This is a genomic window from Prosthecobacter fluviatilis (assembly GCF_055388355.1).
Genome location: NZ_AP043782.1, coordinates 537,844 through 556,881 on the forward strand (window position 1 = coordinate 537,844; position 19,038 = coordinate 556,881).

The 19,038-nt window shown below is 60.5% G+C and carries 13 protein-coding genes; 5 read left to right on the forward strand and 8 right to left on the reverse strand.

The features are described 5' to 3' along the window. Window positions 1-50 precede the first annotated feature (50 nt). Window positions 51-2,120, forward strand: coding sequence for an elongation factor G (fusA, locus tag ACZ5WW_RS01865; RefSeq protein ID WP_377169477.1), 2,070 nt, complete (start codon window positions 51-53; stop codon window positions 2,118-2,120). Window positions 2,121-2,571: 451 nt separating this feature from the next. Here fusA and ACZ5WW_RS01870 read toward each other — a convergent pair whose 3' ends face one another. From ACZ5WW_RS01870 to ACZ5WW_RS01885, 4 genes are all read right to left on the reverse strand, one after another. Continuing rightward, complete coding sequence (locus tag ACZ5WW_RS01870; RefSeq protein WP_377169479.1) at window positions 2,572-5,382, reverse strand: tetratricopeptide repeat protein; 2,811 nt, start codon at window positions 5,380-5,382, stop codon at window positions 2,572-2,574. Further along, the gene (locus tag ACZ5WW_RS01875; protein ID WP_377169481.1) at window positions 5,379-6,245 is read right to left on the reverse strand and encodes a hypothetical protein; all 867 of its coding nucleotides are present in this window, start codon (window positions 6,243-6,245) and stop codon (window positions 5,379-5,381) included. Before ACZ5WW_RS01875 ends, ACZ5WW_RS01870 begins: the two co-directional genes overlap by 4 nt. A gap of 31 nt (window positions 6,246-6,276) precedes the next feature. Beyond that, a complete protein-coding gene (gene gnd / locus ACZ5WW_RS01880) occupies window positions 6,277-7,719 on the reverse strand; it encodes a decarboxylating NADP(+)-dependent phosphogluconate dehydrogenase (RefSeq protein ID WP_377169484.1) in 1,443 nt (480 codons plus the stop codon). 123 nt (window positions 7,720-7,842) lie between these two features. Next, the gene (locus ACZ5WW_RS01885; protein ID WP_377169486.1) at window positions 7,843-9,135 is read right to left on the reverse strand and encodes an outer membrane protein assembly factor BamB family protein; all 1,293 of its coding nucleotides are present in this window, start codon (window positions 9,133-9,135) and stop codon (window positions 7,843-7,845) included. A 257-nt stretch (window positions 9,136-9,392) separates the two neighbouring features. Here ACZ5WW_RS01885 and serA point away from each other — a divergent pair, with 257 nt between their 5' ends. Continuing rightward, window positions 9,393-11,003 (forward strand): phosphoglycerate dehydrogenase, encoded by a 1,611-nt coding sequence (gene serA, locus ACZ5WW_RS01890; protein ID WP_377169488.1) that lies wholly within the window; start codon window positions 9,393-9,395, stop codon window positions 11,001-11,003. A 150-nt stretch (window positions 11,004-11,153) separates the two neighbouring features. Here serA and ACZ5WW_RS01895 read toward each other — a convergent pair whose 3' ends face one another. The 4 genes from ACZ5WW_RS01895 to ACZ5WW_RS01910 form a co-directional block, all read right to left on the reverse strand. Further along, the gene (locus tag ACZ5WW_RS01895; RefSeq protein ID WP_377169490.1) at window positions 11,154-13,775 is read right to left on the reverse strand and encodes a tetratricopeptide repeat protein; all 2,622 of its coding nucleotides are present in this window, start codon (window positions 13,773-13,775) and stop codon (window positions 11,154-11,156) included. A 113-nt stretch (window positions 13,776-13,888) separates the two neighbouring features. Continuing rightward, the gene (locus tag ACZ5WW_RS01900) at window positions 13,889-14,308 is read right to left on the reverse strand and encodes a CBS domain-containing protein (protein WP_377169492.1); all 420 of its coding nucleotides are present in this window, start codon (window positions 14,306-14,308) and stop codon (window positions 13,889-13,891) included. Window positions 14,309-14,420: 112 nt separating this feature from the next. After that, window positions 14,421-15,239: a PP2C family protein-serine/threonine phosphatase gene (locus ACZ5WW_RS01905; protein WP_377169495.1), complete on the reverse strand. Its 819-nt coding sequence runs from the start codon at window positions 15,237-15,239 to the stop codon at window positions 14,421-14,423. Next, window positions 15,236-15,634, reverse strand: a complete 399-nt coding sequence (locus tag ACZ5WW_RS01910) for a BUD32 family EKC/KEOPS complex subunit (protein ID WP_377169497.1) — start codon at window positions 15,632-15,634, stop codon at window positions 15,236-15,238. The genes ACZ5WW_RS01905 and ACZ5WW_RS01910 overlap by 4 nt, the downstream gene beginning before the upstream one ends. A 279-nt stretch (window positions 15,635-15,913) precedes the next feature. Here ACZ5WW_RS01910 and ACZ5WW_RS01915 point away from each other — a divergent pair, with 279 nt between their 5' ends. The 3 genes from ACZ5WW_RS01915 (at window position 15,914) to ACZ5WW_RS01925 (ending at window position 19,018) form a co-directional block, all read left to right on the forward strand. Further along, the gene (locus ACZ5WW_RS01915) at window positions 15,914-16,930 is read left to right on the forward strand and encodes a glutamine synthetase beta-grasp domain-containing protein (protein WP_377169499.1); all 1,017 of its coding nucleotides are present in this window, start codon (window positions 15,914-15,916) and stop codon (window positions 16,928-16,930) included. A 242-nt stretch (window positions 16,931-17,172) separates the two neighbouring features. Then, the gene (locus tag ACZ5WW_RS01920; RefSeq protein WP_377169501.1) at window positions 17,173-18,210 is read left to right on the forward strand and encodes an Mrp/NBP35 family ATP-binding protein; all 1,038 of its coding nucleotides are present in this window, start codon (window positions 17,173-17,175) and stop codon (window positions 18,208-18,210) included. Window positions 18,211-18,475: 265 nt separating this feature from the next. Then, window positions 18,476-19,018 (forward strand): RNA polymerase sigma factor, encoded by a 543-nt coding sequence (locus ACZ5WW_RS01925; RefSeq protein WP_377169503.1) that lies wholly within the window; start codon window positions 18,476-18,478, stop codon window positions 19,016-19,018. The last annotated feature ends 20 nt before the right edge of the window (window positions 19,019-19,038 follow it).

Genomic DNA, 19,038 nt, shown 5'->3' on the forward strand with positions numbered 1-19,038 from the left:
CCTTTTCATTTCCGGGGAGCAGCCGTTCCAAATTCGAACATCTGACTCTTATGAAACTCAACACGACTGACTCGGGCCGCATCCGCAACATTGGCATCGCCGCCCACATTGACGCTGGCAAAACCACGCTCACCGAACGCATTCTCTTCTACGCAGGCGCCATCCATGCCTGCGGAGACGTGCACGAAGGCAACACCACCACCGATTTCTCGGACATCGAACGCGAGAAGGGGATCACCATCTCCTCCGCCGCGGCTCCATGCTCGTGGACTCAGCAGCCCGTCGCAGGCCTCACCCGCCTCTTCGCCGGGCAGCCCCACCGCCTCAACATCATCGACACCCCCGGCCACGTCGATTTCACCGCCGAAGTCGAGCGCTCCCTCCGCGTGCTCGACGGCGCTGTCGCCGTCTTCTGTGGCGTCGGTGGCGTGCAGCCTCAAAGCGAAACCGTCTGGCGTCAGATGGATCGCTACCGCGTACCCCGCGTGGTCTTCATCAACAAGATGGACCGCCTCGGCGCGGACTTCCCCCGCGTTGTGGGCGAATTGCAGACCAAGCTCAACGCTTGCGCCTGGCCCATCCTCCTGCCTTGGGGTGCCGAATCCGCATTGCTCGGCCAGCTCGATGTCGTCGAAGCGCGCGCCCTGCGCACCCATGCAGACTCGCCCACCGGCTTCACCGTCGAATCCATTCCCTCCGAATGGCTCTCCGCCGTGGAATCCGCACGCCGCGATCTCATCCAGGCTCTCGCCAGCCTCGACGACGAAATCGCCGAGCTCTGGATCGAAAACCTCCCCGTGCCCGCGCAGGCACTTCGCACCGCGATACGTCGTCAGACCCTCGCAGGCCGCTTCGTGCCCGTGATCGGCGGCAGCGCCTATAAACACATCGGCGTCTCCGCGTTGGTCGATGCCATCGTGGACTTCCTGCCTGCACCCGAAGAAGTACAGCGCACGCAGGCCATCGATGCCCCCCTTGCCGCGCTCGCCTTCAAAATCGTGCGCCATCCGCAGGCAGGCCGCCTCGTCTATGTCCGCGTTTATTCCGGCACCCTGCAAAAAGGCACGCCGCTCCTCAATCCGCGCCTCGGCAAAACCGAGCGCTGCGGCAGGCTGCTCCGTGTCTTCGCAAACCGACGCGATGAACTCGAAACCGTCCAGGCAGGCGACATCTGCGCCGTCACCGGACTGAACAACTTCAGCACAGGCGATACCCTGTGTCTGGTAGATCATGCCATCATGCTTGAGCCGCCCGTGTTCCCCGAACCCGTCGTCAGCATGGCCATCGAGCCCGCGAAGTCCGCTGACCAGTCACGTCTGGCTACGGCCCTCTCACGCCTGAGCGATGAAGACCCCACCTTCCGCGTCCGCACCCATGAGGAGACCGGCCAGTGCCTCATCTCCGGCATGGGCGAGCTCCACCTCGAAGTGATCCGCGAAAAACTCCTGCGCGAGCATGGCGTCGAAACCATCGCTGGCGCACCGGAGATCGCGTGCCGTGAAACCATCACGCAGCAGGCCGAGGCCGACCATCTGCTCAAAAAGCAGAACGGCGGCTCAGGCATGTATGCGCGGGTGAAGCTCTCCGTGGAGCCTCTGGAACGCGGTGCAGGCATCGTCATCGAAGACGCCATCGTCGGCGGCAGCATCCCCTCCCAGTTCATGGGCGCGGTGCGCCGTGGCATCACCGAGGCCGCCGTGTCGGGTCCGCTCTCAGGCAGCCCGCTCGTCGATGTCCGCGTCCGCATCATTGATGGCGCTTACCACGCCAAGGACTCCAACGACCAGGCCTTCCGTATGGCCGCAGGAGACGCCCTGCGCGAAGCCCTGCGCCTCGCCGCCCCCGTGCTGCTGGAGCCCGTCATGCAGGTCGAATGCACCGTCAGCGACGAGCACCAGGGCGACATCCTCGGCGATCTCAATCGCCGCCGCGCCCGCATCACCAGCATCGACCACCACGGCACCGAAGCCGGCATCCTCGCCGAGGTCCCCCTCGCCGAAATGTTCGGCTACGCCGGAGCCATAAGGAGCCTCTCACGCGGCCGCGCCAGCTACTCCATGGTTCCTACGAGTTATGAAGTCGTCCCGGCCTCCGTGCTGCCACGCATGCTCAAAGCATAAATAAGCTCAACCACGCGGAGCCCGTCTCGGAAGAGGCGGGCTCCGTTTTGTACACCGTCAAGAGGTCAGGGAATGGCCAAACAATCAAAGCGTGCCGCCGAAGCAAAATCGTCCTCGTCCTCGATCCTTTCGCACCGCTTCACCTTGCACCTTTTCTCCATGCACTCATCTTACTTTCTCCGATCTTGCCATCCAGACCGTAGAACGTAAACTCCCGCATGGTAAATGACCTGACGGAGCCTCTAAAAAAAGCGCGTGGGCGGCAGTCTGTCGCGTCTGCCGCCATTGCAGCGGCTGGAGATGCTCCGACGCAATGCACTCATGCTGCGCGGCGGAAAATGGTCACCACCCCCAGACGAAGGAACCCTCGTTCGAAAAGTTGTTGGTCTTGCTCGCTGAGCAGGATGTTCTCTGAACAATATAAGTACTGAGAGTTGTTAAAGCAGCTGCTTCATGCTGCCATCACCAGTTCCTCCTCGCGCGCAACCAGCCAATCCATGCTATGGCGCGCAGAGTTATGCAGATAGCGTGCTTCAACTTCTTTGGCTACGTCGAGAAAAAAAGGCTGCCTAGATTGGAGTAGTAATTCCATTGTGGGTCGGCAAGATTCAGTTTGCCCCAGAATCCCGAATGCATGCGCACGTAGCAGTGGGACAATACAGCGCAAATCACCCCTTCCAGCCTGAGGGAGCAAGCTCAATGCCTCTGATGCCATTCCCTTGCGCAGTTTGCAAAGAGCAGCAGCAGATTTGAAATATTGCATGAAGCGCCGAGGCATCGTGGAGTTCAATCCATGATTAAATATTTCCTCGGATTCAGCTCGAAGCCCTGATCTCAATAGAATCATTCCCCGCATGTGATAGCCAATCCAATCTTGCGCAGAGACTGGGAAAGCAGGGAGGTCCTCAAGTGCTTCAGAGAAGCGCTTGAGCAACGCAAGAATATTCGCTCTTCCTCTTTTAGCGAAGGAGTTGTCAGGGTGTTGCAGGATGGTCGCCTCGTAGCATTCCAGCGCGTCAGAGAGCCTGTTGAGATCGCGCAGCACCTCTGCCTTGCCGGTCTTGGCAACGGCGACGTTCGGGTGTGCCAAGATGGTCTCCTCGTAGCATTCCAGCGCGTCAGAGAGCCTGTTGAGATCGCGAAGCACCTCCGCCTTACCACATTTGGCAACTGCGTCGTTCGGGTGTGCCAGGATGGTTGCCTCGTAGCATTCCAGTGCGTCAGAGAGCCTGTTGAGATCGCGTAACACCTCTGCCTTGCCGTTTTTGGCAACGGCCTCGTTCGGGTGTGCAAGGATGGTCGCCTCGTAGCATTCTAGTGCGTCAGAGAGCCTGTTGAGGTCGCGCAACACCTCCGCCTTGCCACATTTGGCAAAGGAATTGTCAGGGTGTGCCAGGATGGCCTCCTCGTAACATTCTAGTGCGTCAGAGAGTCTGTTGAGATCGCGAAGTACCTCTGCCTTTCCGTTTTTGGCGACAGCATTGTCAGGGTGTTCCTGGATGGTCATCTCGTAGCATTCCAGCGCGTCAGAGAGCCTGTTGAGATCGCGCAGCACTTCCGCTTTGCCGCATTTGGCAACGGTGTGTTTCGGGTGTTCCAAGATGGTCTCCTCGTAGCATTCCAGCGCGTCAGAGAGCCTGTTGAGATCGCGAAGCACCTCCGCTTTGCCACATTTGGCAAAGGCATTGTCAGGGTGTTCCTGGATGGTCATCTCGTAACATTCCAGCGCATCGGTGAGCTTGTTGAGATCGCGAAACACCTCTGCCTTGCCGTTTTTGGCAACGGCATTGTCTGCGTGTTCCAGGATGATCGCCTCGTAGCATTCCAGCGCGTCAGAGAGTCTGTTGAGATCGCGCAGCACTTCCGCTTTGCCGCATTTGGCAACGGTGTCGCTCGGGTGTTCCAGGATGGTCGCCTCGTAGCATTCCAGCGCGTCAGAGAGCCTGTTGAGGTCGCGCAGCACCTCTGCCTTGCCACATTTGGCAAAGGCGTTTTCAGGATGGGTTAGGAGAGTCATCTCGTAGCATTCCAGCGCGTCAGAGAGCCTGTTGAGATCGCGCAGCACCTCCGCCTTGCCGCATTTGGCAACGGAATTGTCAGGATGGGCCAGGATGGTCGCCTCGTAACATTCCAGCGCTTCGGTGGGCCTATTGAGATCGCGCAGCACTTCCGCCTTGCCGTTTTTGGCAACGGCATTGTCGGGATGATCAACGGCTGTAGTTTCGTAAACTGAAAAGGCACGCTCAAATTGGCGAAGCTGCTTGAGTGCATCCGCAAACTGGTTGTAACACTGTGGATCGTGTGGATTGGCGCGAACGGCAAGTTCGGCGAAAATCAACTGCATTTGATGCATTCCACGAGCCTTCGAGCGAATTGCAAGATCGCACAAGGACATGGCGGCAAATCTTGGATGACCCCGATCAAGTTGTTGTTTTTTCAGCAACAGCGCTGCTTGACGCGCACCCTCAGGACGAGTGCGCGCTAGTTCCATTATCGAGTCCTTCCAGCCATCCAACTCCTTCCTATAAGCGTCCAGTGCCTCTGGCGTAATTCTGGTAGCTTGGTCCTTGAAGTAAAGCTGCAAAGTCCATTTGGAGAACCATGTGTCGAGCATAGGCATTCCACAAATGGGATGCCTTCCCTTTTCAACGCTCAAAAAAAAGCCTAACGACCAATGATTGGCCCTATGCTCCACTAAACGGGCAAAAGAGCCTGCTTGAATTAGTGTGCTACGTGCGGCTTCAGGATCTAGGCCAGATGGAAAAGCCGATAACGGTACCGACGACCACGCTTCAGCCACTTCAGCTATCAAAGGTTGGCACCGGCTGAGAACTCGAAGAAAGCTTGTTAGAGCAACTGTCTTGGCTTCCGAAGCAATCGAAAGTGCTTCCTCAAGGCGTTGTGAAAACGGAAAGGGGGATGAATAGAACCGGTTTTTCGCAACTTGGATGGAGTCCTGACGAATTTCGAGAGCTTCTTCAATCTCTTCCGCAATGGACATACGACAAGAGCGCGTGAGACTCGCGTCGAAAAGTGGCAAAAATAAGGTGAATACCCGCTCTGCTGCCATGTCTGTCGCTAATCGATTCTGAATTTCTTGCGCAGACGACTCTTCAATGCAGACAAGATCATCAGCATCGGCCAACATGGCTGCCCGATCCAAATCCACCGATGAATCACCAGCAAGTGTGATCAGAGACACTGGACCAGTATCTTCGATTCTCACGGCCTCACCACGGAGGGCTGACATCACGGCTTTCATGGGACTCTTGGTGCTTCAAATATGACACCATACTGATTGAGTTTCTGTTCCACAACTTCCAATTCGGCTTGAGACGGAGGAGCTCCCCGCCAAGCGGTGACCCTCACCTGTTGGATTGATCGGATCGTTAGGGAGCCCCAAACGTGGGCCTCAATGAATACATCTTTCCTTTCGTCAGCTCCAGATCGCTGCAAGTCCGTTGGAAAAGTGCTGGGATGTAGCGTTTTGGGATGTCGCGTTTTTGCAACAGCGAGGCGACCACGTTCAAGCCAAGTTGCACGATACCCGGATGGAATTTTATAGTCGTTTCCTGCGCCGATATTGTGCCGATGCATAAACATAACTGAGTTTTCTTCTAAAACAGATGTTCTATGGGCAATCATCTCTTCGCGCAAAAGCAGGGAGCAGTCGCCGTAGTGCGGCATGCCTCGGCCATTTAAAGTCAGAGATGCAAAGCGGACGTGACGCTTGTTTTGTTCCCCAAACAAGGCCGTGTCGGCCATGGAACGAAGAGTGTCATATGCGTCTCCTCCGGCGAGCCGTAACCCAGCATCCACTCGCTGGTAGAAGGTGGCGTAGATCTCATCTTCCGAGTAGGACAACCGCTGTAACTCACCAAATGAACGACAAATCACAGCCTCACTGCTACTAACGGCTTTCTCAAAATCGCGAAGCATTGGCTCACAGCCGTCAGCCACAGCTAGCGCTATAGCTTCGTCATATCGTCTGTTTAATGCTTCAACTTCTTCCTGGCGTCGCGTTGCAGTGACGTTTGGATAAAGACAAGGGCGATAGCAGTGCGGACATCTTTCCATATCATCTCGCATTGGCTGTGTGCATTCTGGACAAGAGATGCTGCTCATAGCGCAATGCGAGATATTTGGATTTACAACTTTAGCCGATCACCTCAGGCCATTCCGTATGGAACATCTGGCCTTCAGGCTTGTCCGTGCGCTCATAGGTATGAGCACCGAAGAAGTCACGCTGGGCCTGCAGCAGGTTCGCTGGCAGGCGGGCGGCGCGGTAGCTGTCGTAGTAGCCGAGGGAGGCGGAGAAGGCGGGGACGGGGATGCCGTTCAGCGTCGCGATGCTCACCACTTCGCGCCAGTTCTGCTGGGTCTTGCTCAGCACGTCCTTAAAGAACGGGTCGAGCATGAGGTTGGCCAGGTTGGAATTGGTGCGGTAGGCGTCCGTGATGCGGTTGAGGAACTTCGCGCGGATGATGCAGCCCCCGCGCCAGATGGCGGCGATGCGACCCAGGTCGAGGCCCCACTGCTTCTTCTCGCCCATGGTCTTGATGAGGTCCAGACCCTGCGCGTAGGAGATGATTTTGGAGGCGTAGAGGGCATCGTGCACCTTTTTGACGAGCTCCTTCTTGTCCGTGGTGATGTTCACCGTCGGGCCGGTGAGCTGCGTGCTGGCAGCCACGCGCTGCTTCTTCTGGCTGGAAAGAATGCGCGCCTCCACAGCAGCATTGATGGTGCTGATCACCACGGCGTTTTCAGCGGCGTTGAGCAGCGTCCACTGGCCCGTGCCTTTCTGGCCGGCCTTGTCCACAATCAGTTCCACGATGGGCTTGCCGGTCTCAGGATCCTTCTGCTCCAGCGCTTTGCCGGAGATCTGGATGAGATAGCTCAGCAGGTCGCCTTCGTTCCACTCATTGAAGATGGCAGCCATCTCGTCGGTGGTGAATCCCGCGTTCTTGAAGATGTTGTAGGCTTCGCAGATGAGCTGCATGTCGCCGTACTCGATGCCGTTGTGGATCATCTTCACGTAGTGGCCCGCACCGCCGGGGCCGATGTGGATGACGCAGGGCTCGCCGTCCACTTTTGCGGCGATGCTTTCAAAGATCGGCTTCATCACCTCCCAGGTGCTGGCAGGGCCGCCGGGCATGATGGAGGGGCCTTTGCGGGCGCCTTCTTCACCACCGGAAACACCCGCGCCGATGAAGCGCAGTCCCTTGCCGGCGAGGTAGGCGTCACGGCGCTCCGTCGTCTGGTAGAAGCTGTTGCCGCCGTCGATCACGATGTCGTCCTTGTCCAGCAGCGGAATGAGCTGCTCGATCACCGCGTCCACGGCGTCACGGTCGCTGTCCTTCACCGCAGTGGATTTCACCATGATGTGAATCTTGCGCGGCGTGGCCAGGCTCTGCACGAAGTCTTCCAGCGTGTGGCAGCCCACCAGGGCCTTGCCGGGGTGCTTGGCCACGAATTCATCCGTCACGCTCGTGGTGCGGTTAAAGACGCTCACCTGGAAGCCGCGGCTCTCCACGTTGAGAACAAGGTTCTGGCCCATCACTGCGAGGCCGATCAGTCCGAAATCACTTTTTTTGCTCATATTTTGGGGCCGCAGACATAGCCGCCCCCTCCGTCTTGGCAAAGGAGATTTTCCTCATGGCTGGCATGAGCCGGATCGATGGAGGGGGCCCCAAGCCCCTTTGACACGCCAAAAAGAGAGTCCTCAGGGCACTGGCTGCCCCTTGGCTCCGATGCAGTACAGCGAATTCGCCGTTCTCACAAAAAGGCGCTTGTCGCCGATGGCAGGCACCGAGTTCACCGGGCCGTCCAGCTTGCTTGCCGCGATTTTTTCAAACTTTGGCCCCGCTTTGATCACGATCAGGTCCCCCTGCTGGCTGGCGCAGAAAATTTTGCCATCGCCTGCCACCGGGCTGCTGAAAAACTTGGCGCTGCCCTGGCTTCCTTCCACGCGCTCCTCATAGATCACTTTTCCGGTCTTAAACTCCACGCAGCGCATGATGCCGCCATCGCCGAGGAGGTACATCTTGTCGCCAATCACGAGGGGGGAGGGTACGTAGGGCAGCCCTTTGGGGATGTCGAAGGCCACCGGCGTGGGCTTGCCGCTCTTGAGATCCAGAGCCGCGATCTCTTTCACACCGCCGCCCGTGCCGAAGGTGCAGAAGTAGAATTCATCACTCAGCACCCCGGAGCCCAGGCTGCGCTGCTTGTAGCCCGGATTGTGCTGCCAGTTGATCTTGCCGGTCTTGAGCGCGATTCCCATCACACCGCTGCCATTGTCGGCGCAGATCAGCTCCTTGCTCCCGTCTTTCAGTTCATGCACCACCGGGGTGGAGAAAGTGTTGAGGCAGTTGGGGATGTCGAGCTTCCAGGCCTGCTTGCCCGTCTTGGCGTCCAGCGCCACGATGCAGCTCTTCCACTTCTGCTGTTCAGGATCTTCGGTGTACACTTTGCCGTCGCGCTGCCAGTCAAATTCGCTGCGCACGATCATGAGCCCGTCCACAACGACAGGCGAGATGCCGGTGCCGTGCTCGTGGATGTAGTCGGCCACATGGTCGTTGCGCCACACCAGCTTGCCTGTGTGGTCCAGCGCCAGGGCCTGGATGTTGGTGCCGCTGCTCCAGTTGATGTAGATGCGCTCGGCGTCTGCAAAGGCGGAGCTGCTGGCATAGGTGTTGTACGTTTTGTGGATGGGGTGCGGGACGAATTCCTCCTCGTGCCTCCACAGCTCCTTGCCGTCCTTGGCGGACAGCGCGATCACCGCCCGCTTTGTGGCGCCGGTTTCAGCCGTGAAGATCACCATGTCCTGCCACAGCACCGGGGAGGACCATCCCTTTCCGGCGGGCACTTTCCAGAGGGTGGTGCTGTCGTCCACCACGGCAGGCAGGCCGGTGGTTTCAGCCACACCGGAGCCGTTCGGGCCGCGAAAGCGTGACCAGTCCGTGGCGGAAAAAGCGGAAACAGTGCAGAGGGTGAAAAGTGCGAGGGTGAGTTTCATGCGGGCGGATAGAACGCAGATGGTGGGGGAAAAATTGCCGGGACATCCCGGGCTCGGAGGGGAAGGGTGAATTTTAGGCCGTCAGCGCCTCGGGGGCCATGGGGCCGGTCATGGTCAGAGCGGCATGGGCAGGCAGGATTTCTGCAAACATATCTCCTATATGCATGCGCCTCCCGTCTTCTGTCCAGCACGCATTGCTCCTTGAGTGCGGGGCAAAGGTGGCTACTCTGCGCCCCCTTTTCCCCCCAATCCAACCCATGTCCAAGTTCAACATCCTCATCGCCGGCAATAACGACCCCATTTCGAGCAAGGGCATCGACCTGCTCAAGGCGGAGCCGTCCTTCTCCGTCGAGGTGAACATGAATCTCAAGGCCGAAGACGCGATGATCGAGGCCTCGCGCAATGCCCACGCCATCATCGTTCGCAGCGGTGCCAAGGTGACCGCCAAGGTGCTTGAAGCCGCCCCCAATCTCAAAGTCGTGGGCCGCGCCGGCGTCGGCGTGGACAACATCGACGTCCCCGTCGCCTCCAAGCGCGGCGTCGTGGTGATGAACACCCCCGGCGGCAACACCATCTCCACCGCGGAGCAGGCCTTCACCCTCATGATGGCCCTTTCCCGCAAGACCCCCCAGGCACACGCCACCATCGTCGGCGGCAAGTGGGACCGCGCCAAGTTCAAGGGCACCGAAGTCTATGGCAAAACCCTCGTCGTGCTCGGCATGGGCCGCATCGGTGCGGAGTTCGCCAAGCGCGCCAAGGCCTTCGGCATGACCGTCATCGCCTACGACCCCTATCTCTCCAAGAACCGCGCTGAAAGCCTCGGCGTCACCCTCTGCGAGGACCTCGATGCCGCCATCGTGCAGGCGGACTACATCACCATGCACATGCCGCTGACGCCTGACACGAAGCACATGATCAACGCCAAGCGTCTCGGCACCCTCAAGAAGACCTGCCGCATCATCAACTGCGCCCGCGGCGGTCTCATCGACGACGCCGCTCTCGCCCAGGCCCTCACAGACGGCACCATCGCCGGTGCCGCGCTCGACGTCTTTGAAGTCGAGCCCCCGCCCGCCGACTACCCGCTGCTCAGCGCCCCGAACACCGTCTTCACCCCCCACCTCGGTGCCTCCACCGAAGAGGCCCAGGAAAACGTCGGCATCGAAATCGCCGAAGTCATCAAGGCCCACCTCCTCCAGGGTACCGTCGTCAACGCGGTGAACATGCCCAACGTCGACCCCAAGGTGCTCGCCGAGATCGGCCCCTTCCTCAAGTTTGGCGAGCTCCTCGGCCGCCTCGTCTCCCAGTTTGCCCCGGCACGTGCCAACGTCGTCCGTATCAACTACAGCGGCAAGGTCGGCAGCGGCGACACCACCCTCATCTCCCGCGCCGTGCTCAAGGGCTTCCTCGAGCGCGCCGTCGGTGCCGAGCAGGTGAACTACATCAACGCCAACGGCGTCGCTGAAAACCTTGGCATCCGCTTCACCGAAAGCCGCCTCACCGAGCCGAGCGAATTCACCGACCTCATCGAAGTTGTCGCCAAAAACGACAGCGGTGATGCCGCCAGCATCGCAGGCACCTTCTTTGCAGGCGAGCCCCGCATCGTGCGCGTCAACAGCCACCGCATCGAGGCCCGTCCGGAAGGCACGCTGCTCTTCATCGAGAACATCGACCGCCCCGGCATGATCGCCGCGTACAGCACCACCCTCGGCAAGAATCAGGTCAACATTGCCGACATGAGCCTCAGCCGCGACAAGGAGTCTGGCAAGGCCCTGACACTGCTCACGCTCGACTCCACCCCCGGCGCCGAAGTCATCGCCGAGCTCGAAAAGATCCAGGGCATCAGCAAAGTGCACTGCGTCGCCATTTGATCCAGAGCGCCTGCTCAGCACCACTCGCAGACAAGGGGCTCACAGGCCCCTTGTTTTTTTTGGGGTGCGCATCCCCGGTTTTGAAAGCCTGGGCGTAACATGCCGGCGCAGCTCCGCCAGGTGCTGTTCCAGCGGATCGCACGCGGCCCTCTACTTGGCCTTTTTCTTGGTGCCTTTGGCCGGGGTTTTGTCGGCGTCGGGTTTTTCCGCCGGTGTTTCATCCGGCTTGAGGATCACCGGCGGCTTGGGTGCGGGGCCTTCCCAGAGGAAGTGTTCGAGCCGTATCTTGGTGGCACGGTCGCGCGCCTCACTGGCGCGGTCTCCGGGACGTTTGGCGATCTGCTCAGCCAGACGCGCAGCGGCCTCCCACTGGCGTGAGGCTTCCAGCAGGTCAATGCCAAAAAAACCCGCTTTGGAAAACCAGCCGTAGTCAGCCGGGCTGGCGGGCGGGGTCATGTCCGCTGCCCTTAGGACGTTGTAGCACGCTTCCAGGGCTTCCGTGTCGCGTTTGGCATCGTGGTGCACCGTGGCCAGGGTGAAGCCCGCACGGGCTTTCCACATGAAGGGCAGGGAGGCGTCGCTGAGCATGGCGTCCAGGAGGTCTGCTGCGGCATCGAGCTGGGCGGGGTCTGTTTTGCCGAGCAGGAGCAGGAGCTCGGATTTTTCACACAGCGTCATCAGCCGCTGCTCAGCCGGCAGGCCTTTCATGGCCAGGACTTTGTCCAGTACGGCCAGCGCGGCGGCATGGTTTCCATGCAGGCGTTCTGAGAGGGCCTGCTGCCGCCGTGAGGCGATGGCGAGCGGGCCGTTTTTCAAGGCCAGTTCCTCCCAGATTTCGATGGCTCGCTCACGGCCGTCATCACTCATGACCGAGGTCGCCGACATGGCGGCAAAGTACAGCGCGGTGTCTGCCAGCTCGGTGTCGGGGTAATCGCGCGCGATGATCTCGAATTCGGTGCGTGCATTGGCAAAGTCTTCGAGGCGGTAGTACGCCCCGGCGATCTTCATGCGGACTTCGGGGATAAGCGAGCTTTGTGGCCAGAGCTTGATGAATTCGGCCCCTTGGGTGATGAGGGTCTTGAGATCACCGGCGGCGTCGCTCAGCCACAGGCGGGTGTAGAGGACTCGCTGCTGCTGCTGAGGCGGGAGCTCGCCCGGGGCGGCGGTGGCGCTGTCCAGCGCCTTGAGGGCGTCCCCGATGCGTGGCGGAGAGGCGAGCAGGCACCATTCTGCAAGGGCGATGCAGGCGTCTGCAAAGCGTGGGTGCTTGGGGTGGCTGCGAATGAAGCTGCGCAGGGCAGCCTCGGCCTCCGGCTTGCGCTGGGCGGCAAGGAACAGTGCTTTTTCCAGCTCCAGCATGGCGGCCGCGTCTGCGCCTGCCGGGCCTGTGGCAGCATTCGAGATCTGCTCCAGCTGCCCGAGCAGGCTCTGGTACAACGTGAAGTCGCTAGCAGAGATGGCGGCCACGGCGGCATTGAAAAGCGCACGTCGGCGCTCGGTCAGTGTGGTGGCGACGTTGGCAGCATTTTGAAAAAGCTTCAGCGCATCGCCGGGCTGGCCGCTCCGGTAGAGCAGGGCGCCCATCGCGAAATCCACCGGCACGGAGGCGGTGTGAAACTCCTTGTGCCAGGCGTCTGCGAGCGTCCGGACGCGCTCGTCGCTGTGGCGGCTGGAGTAGATCTCCATCGCGAGCTTCATGGCATCGCTGATGCGCGGGTGGCGGGGTTGCAGCTGGATGAGCGCCTCCAGCAGGCTCACGGCCTCGTCATCGCGCTTTTGCAGCGCCAGCCACTGGGCGGTCAGGTAGATGGCATGGCCGCGAAATTCCGCCGTGGCTTCGGCCAGCACAGGGGAGGGGTCGGGCTGCTGCTGGGCGGTGTTTCCGACGGAGACCCAGCGCAGGATGCCTTCCGGAATGGTGCTGCTGGCAGGGATTTCCTGGTGCGCTCGGTTGAGCAGGTCAAAGGCCTCGGTCCACAGTGGGCTGTCTGGCGTGGCATCGAGGAATTTGGTGAGCTGCTCCTGCGCTTCGATGGCCTGGCGCTGCAGCAGCAGGGCCTCCACCTGCAGCAGCTGCGCGGCCTGGTGCAGGCGCTCCCCTCCCTTTGGGGTGGCCAGCAGGGACTGCAGCATCTCTTTTGCGTCTGCGAGCTGCCCGCTTTTCAGCAGGGCTCGTGCACGCAGGTAGCGTGTGGGGGCGTCGTCCTTTCCCGCCGTGGCTGGCAGCACGCTGGCGGTTTTCCCTTCATTGATGGCGATCTCGCTCTGCAAAAGCCGTGCATGGTTCTGCAACGCGGGGTCCGTGCTGGTCAGCAGCGGGTCCAGGGCATCCCGCGCGGCTGCGTTTTCTCCCAGCGTGGCCAGGATCTGTGCGAGCAGCAAAGGCGCACGCGGGTGCCGGGGGGCCGTGCTTTCCTCCGTGAGCACCTGGCGCGCCCCGTTGAGGTCTCCGGTGAGTGCCAGAGCCTGGCCGCGCCAGAAGGGCTCGTCATCCAGATCGTAGGCGTCTGCCAGGGTGAGGATGCGTCCGCCCTCGCCTGCGCGCGTCCACGCTTCGGCCGCAAATGTGGCCAGAGTGCGCGTCTCGACTCGCGTCCAGCCTTTGTTCTTTAGCAGGCGCTCCGCCTTGACGGCGGCCACGCCTGGGAGCCCGTCTGAGAGTGCCTGTCGCGCCGTGACAAACTCTGCCGCCTCCTCCAGCCCTGCTGCGGGCATGGCGGCGGGGAGGGCGAGAAGGGCTGTGGCGAAAAAAAGGCTCCGGGTTTTGGGCATGCGGTGAGGCAGCCTATCTCAGCATTTGGCGCTGGGCAAAGAGGAATGCACCTGCCTCACAGCGCGGACTCTCAAAAAAATCCGGGGCGCATTCCTGCTCCGACGTTTCCGGCCTAAAACTGGTCCAGCAGGTACTTGAGCAGGTCAGTCGTGGTCACGATGCCGACGAGCTTCGTGCCGGACACGATGGGCAGGGCGTGGAAGGTGCCGCCCGCGAGGATCTCTGCCGCTTCGCGCACGCTGCTGGTTTCGGTGAGCGTGACAGGATTCTTCTGCATCACCTGCTCCAGCGTCAGGGTGTGGTCCAGTGTCGCGTCAACGGCGCGCTCGTCAGTCTGAAAGGCGTCGCCAAAGCTGACTCGCAGGATGTCGCTCCAAGAGACGATGCCGATGAGCTGGTCGGCATTCACGACCGGGATGTGATGCACACCGTGCGTGCGGAAAAGCGCCCGCACTTTGGAAATGGGGTCGCCATGGTGTGCGGTGACAACACTGCGGGACATGATGCGGGAGAGGGGTTCGTGATGTTTCATGGTTGGTGATGAACCATGCCGCACTGTGAGTGGCCTGCTCCGCTCTGCTTGGGCATGCGTGGGCGGATGTTGTGCTCCACGCAGCCCTCTGGCTGTCCGGTGGTGGGAGTGCTCAGAGTATCTCCACGACGACCGCGCTGGCATTGTCCTTGCCGGACTCCGCCACGGCGTATTCCACGATGGCTTTGGCGTCGTCTTTGGCCAGCATATCCGCCAGGCGGTGGTCCCAGATGCCGTCGATGACACCGTCGGTGCAAAACAGAAACCGGTCGCCGCTTTCACAGCTCACCGAGCCGATCTGCGGATCGATGAACTGGCGGCCTGCGCCCAGCACCTGCATGAGGATGCTTCTCCTCGGGTGCGTGCGTGCCTGGCGTTCATTGAGCTCACCTTTGCGGCGGAGCCAGCCCACGTAGCTGTGATCATGCGTCAGCTGCTTCATCGGCCCGTCCTTGGGCAGGTAATAGATGCGGCTGTCGCCCACGTGGGCAAAGTGCAGCCACCCCGGGGTGAACCACCCCAGGCTCAGAGTCGCCCCCATGCCACGGCATTCCTCATAGTATCGCCCCAGCTTGAGCAGCTCGGCGTGGATGCGGCTCACCAGTTCCTGCAGCACGTCTCCATGGCCGATGGAGATGTGCTGCGCGGACTGCTTGAAGCTGCGCGGCAGCAGCTGGGTGATCTTTTCCGCCGCGATCTTGCTCGCAAACTCGCCGGACTTCGCGCCGCCCATGCCGTCGCTCACGGCAAAGACGAAGTCGCCACGGTCCAGGCCCGACTCGCCCACTTTGCCGAGATAGCGCACCTCATGGGCGTCAAAGTTCAGGCACAGGAAGGTGTCCTCGTTGTTTTGACGCACACGGCCGGGGTGCGTCATGCCGGACCAGCGCAGCTGGCTTGGGGTTGGTTGGTTCAGGGCTGGGTCGCTCATGCGGCAGGCTTCGGGGGCTCGTCTAGGATGGTTGCGAGCTCGAAATCGATCAGGCAAAACCTGCCGTCAGAAGCACGGTAGGTGATGTTGCGTGCGAAGGCGTCCTCATGGCGCACGCCGTAGTCGCGCTCCAGCTCTCCAAAGAGCTCCTTGATGCGCTTTTCGCTGATGTGGGTGACGATGGAGCCGCAGTTGGTCGTGACGATTTTGAGCTCCTCGGGGTCGGACTCCAGCAGGCGGGGCACGTAGTTGCAGCCGCGTTCTTCGAGCAGCTTGAGCACACGGACCTCGTTCTCAAAGCGCTCACGGGCATGGTGTCCCTTGAACTGCTTGTACACCTTGCCGTCATAGCCTATGTGCACAATGGCGCGGGCGGTGTTCTTGGCTTCTCTCATGGCTTTTTTGGAAGGCCGCATCATCCTGCCTCTCAGCTGCAAGCGCAAGATGTGTCTGACACAGGGCCGCATTGGCGGGCGCGGTGCTGCCTGAAATAAGGCCGCCGGGCAGTGCTAAGCTCATCCTGATCTTCAGGCACTTCTAAGCCTTTGCCGGAAGGTAAAAAATGTCAAAAAACATCTCGCGCGTGGCACAGAACATGCTCACTTAGCCAAGATGCTGCTGCCATTGGAAACGTTTCCGAAGGCTGGAGCAAGACTCAATCCACTCATTCAACCATGGCCAAATACAAACTCGAATACCTCTGGCTGGACGGTTATCAGCCCGTCCGCAACATCCGTGGCAAAACTCAGATCAAGGAGTTCGCCAGCTTTCCAAAGCTGGAAGAGCTGCCAGACTGGGGCTTTGACGGCTCCTCAACCCGTCAGGCGCCTGGTGGCAGCTCTGACTGCGTGTTGAAGCCCGTGGCTGTGTATCCTGACAGCACCCGCAAGAACGGTGCTCTCGTCATGTGCGAAGTTTACAACGCTGATGGCACTCCCCATGATTCCAATGATCGTGCCACCATCCTTGACGATTCCGACACCTGGTTTGGCTTTGAGCAGGAGTACTTCCTCTATCAGGACGGCCGCCCTCTCGGTTTCCCAGAGCACGGCTATCCATCCCCGCAGGGCCCCTACTACACGGGCGTGGGCTACAACAACGTGGGCGACATCGCCCGTCAGATCGTCGAAGAGCACCTCGACATCTGCCTTGACGCTGGCATCAACCACGAAGGCATCAACGCCGAAGTGGCAAAGGGTCAGTGGGAGTTCCAGATCTTCGGCAAAGGCTCCAAGAAAGCCGCTGACGAAATCTGGGTCGCCCGCTACATCCTGGAGCGTCTTTGCGAAAAATACTGCGTTCAGGTCGAGTACCACTGCAAGCCCCTCGGGCCCACAGACTGGAACGGCTCCGGCATGCACTGCAACTTCTCCACCAAGTACATGCGCGAAGTCGGCGGTGAGCCCTACTTCCTCGCCCTCATGGCCCAGTTTGAGAAGAACTGCGCAGAGCACATCGCTGTTTATGGCCCCGACAATCACATGCGCCTGACCGGTCTGCATGAGACTCAGTCCATCGACCAGTTCTCCTGGGGCATCGCTGACCGTGGCGCGTCCATCCGCGTCCCGCACAGCTTCAAGAAAAACGGCTGGAAGGGCTACCTGGAAGACCGCCGTCCAAACAGCCAGGGCAATCCTTACCAGATCGCCTCCCGCGTGCTCAAGACGATCTCCGAAGTGCCGAAGCCCTGATCGGTTTCAGAGTTCTGAACTATCCACGAACGCCGCCTGGAAACAGGCGGCGTTTTTTTGTGGAGGTGAAGAGGGGTAAGTGAGCCGGGCGAAGCGAGTCAAAAGTGAAAAGGGCGCAAGCCGGAAGGTGGTGGTGGAAGGGGAGGGGGAATGGATTTTGGGGGGCTCCTCCGGACACTTTTTACTTTTCGCTTATCCCTTTTCACTTTTCGCGCTACGTGAGGCGTATCTCAAAACCGACCATGCCCACCGAACAAGACATCCGCACCGCCCTTGGCAACGTCCGCTACCCCGGCTTCAGCCGCGACATCATCTCTTTTGGCCTGGTGAAAGGCATCCAGATCGAGGGCAAAAATGTGACCATTGACATCTCCGTGGCCACACGAGACCCCAATATCCCGCGCCTCATCCATGAGCAGGCCACGGAGGCGCTCGGCAAGGTGGCCGGCATCGGCGAGGTCAAGCTCAACTTCGACATCAAGGACCCGCCCGGCGCAGGCGCCACCGCTTCCGACAAGCTGGGCAAATCCAGCATCCCCGGCGTGAAAAAGATCATCGCCGTCGCCTCCGGCAAAGGCGGCGTCGGCAAGAGCACCGTCGCCTCCAATCTCGCCATCGCCCTCGCCCAGAGCGGCCTGCGCGTGGGCCTCTGCGACTGCGACCTCTACGGCCCCAGCATCGCCCACATGTTTGGCACCGACGAGCGCCCCTACCAGAATGACGAGCAGCAGATCGTCCCCATTGAGAAATACGGCGTGCAACTCATCTCCATGGGCTTCCTGCTGGACGACAACTCGCCCGTCATCGTGCGCGGCCCCATCGCCACACGCTACACGCAGCAGTTCCTGCGGCAGGTGGCTTGGGACAACCTCGACGTGCTCGTGCTGGACCTGCCACCGGGCACCGGAGACATTCAGCTCACCATCGTGCAGACCGTCTCGCTGGATGGCGCAGTCATCGTCACCACCCCTCAGGAGGTGGCTCTCATCGACGCCCGCAAGGCCGTCGGCATGTTCCAGAAGGTGAATGTGCCGATCATGGGCATCATCGAAAACATGAGCTACTTCCTCTGCCCCAGCGACGGCCAGGTGTACCACATCTTTGGCAAAGGCGGCGGTGAGCACGAGGCCAAGCGCCTCGGCGTGCCGCTCCTCGGGCAGATCCCCATCGAGATGCACGTGCGCGAATGCGGAGACGAAGGCCACCCCATCGCCCTCGAGGACCCAGCAAAGTCCGCCTCCTCCAAAGCTTTCCGCGAGATCGCCGCAAAGGTGAAGTAGTGCGGGCCATCCTGCCCGCCGAGAAAACGCCCGACACGCACACGATTGCCCCAGCTACCGCTGGCACGTTCGTGCGTGCGTGAATGCGGCGAGGAAAGGCAGCGCTCCCCTGTCTCACAGTCCTTGCAGGACCCAGCGGTCCCGTGGGGCCTGTGCGTCTTGTTTTTGAGCCCTGCGCAGGCTTCCTACGATCATTCTCGCCATTCGCAAAAATTTCTCCCAAGATACGGGAGACTCTGCCGTGATGCCCGCCGAACACACCCACATGAGCGATTCGCACGATCTCTTCCTCGAAACTCTGCAGCGCTACGAGCGGCCCCTCATCCGCTATGCGCATGGTTACACGGGGGATCTGGAGGACGCGCGGGACATCGTGCAGGACGTGTTTGTGAAGCTCAGCCAGCACCTCGCCACCCTCGACCACGAGCGGCTGGCCCCATGGCTTTTCACCGTCTGCCGCAACCGTGCCCTGGACCATCAACGCAAACATCAACGCCTCGTCGTTATGGAAACCGAAACTCTCGACCTCGAAACCTCCGCCGATCCCGCGCCGAATGACGCCATGGAGCAGCGCGAGACAGCCACCGCGCTGCGCGAGCTCATCGAAACTCTCCCCGTGCGCCAGAGGGAGGCCGTGCGGCTCAAGTTCATCGCCGGGCTGGACTACCAGCAGATCAGCGCCGCCATGCAGACCAGCATCGGCAACGTGGGCTACCTCATCCACCACGGCGTGGCCGCGCTGAAGACCAAATGGCAGGCCCATGACCAGCCCGTGCAGGCGGTCAAACTGAAACACGCCATCGCCTAAAAACCCACCCCATTTTCAGA

Excerpts from the sequence above, each read along its gene's own strand:
- gnd (WP_377169484.1), bottom strand. The coding sequence starts at position 7,719 with ATGAGCAAAAAAAGTGATTTCGGACTGATCGGCCTCGCAGTGATGGGC.
- ACZ5WW_RS01900 (WP_377169492.1), bottom strand. The coding sequence starts at position 14,308 with ATGAAACATCACGAACCCCTCTCCCGCATCATGTCCCGCAGTGTTGTC.
- ACZ5WW_RS01895 (WP_377169490.1), bottom strand. The coding sequence starts at position 13,775 with ATGCCCAAAACCCGGAGCCTTTTTTTCGCCACAGCCCTTCTCGCCCTC.
- ACZ5WW_RS01910 (WP_377169497.1), bottom strand. The coding sequence starts at position 15,634 with ATGAGAGAAGCCAAGAACACCGCCCGCGCCATTGTGCACATAGGCTAT.
- fusA (WP_377169477.1), top strand. The coding sequence starts at position 51 with ATGAAACTCAACACGACTGACTCGGGCCGCATCCGCAACATTGGCATC.
- ACZ5WW_RS01905 (WP_377169495.1), bottom strand. The coding sequence starts at position 15,239 with ATGAGCGACCCAGCCCTGAACCAACCAACCCCAAGCCAGCTGCGCTGG.
- serA (WP_377169488.1), top strand. The coding sequence starts at position 9,393 with ATGTCCAAGTTCAACATCCTCATCGCCGGCAATAACGACCCCATTTCG.
- ACZ5WW_RS01925 (WP_377169503.1), top strand. The coding sequence starts at position 18,476 with ATGAGCGATTCGCACGATCTCTTCCTCGAAACTCTGCAGCGCTACGAG.
- ACZ5WW_RS01920 (WP_377169501.1), top strand. The coding sequence starts at position 17,173 with ATGCCCACCGAACAAGACATCCGCACCGCCCTTGGCAACGTCCGCTAC.
- ACZ5WW_RS01870 (WP_377169479.1), bottom strand. The coding sequence starts at position 5,382 with ATGAAAGCCGTGATGTCAGCCCTCCGTGGTGAGGCCGTGAGAATCGAA.
- ACZ5WW_RS01885 (WP_377169486.1), bottom strand. The coding sequence starts at position 9,135 with ATGAAACTCACCCTCGCACTTTTCACCCTCTGCACTGTTTCCGCTTTT.
- ACZ5WW_RS01915 (WP_377169499.1), top strand. The coding sequence starts at position 15,914 with ATGGCCAAATACAAACTCGAATACCTCTGGCTGGACGGTTATCAGCCC.
- ACZ5WW_RS01875 (WP_377169481.1), bottom strand. The coding sequence starts at position 6,245 with ATGAGCAGCATCTCTTGTCCAGAATGCACACAGCCAATGCGAGATGAT.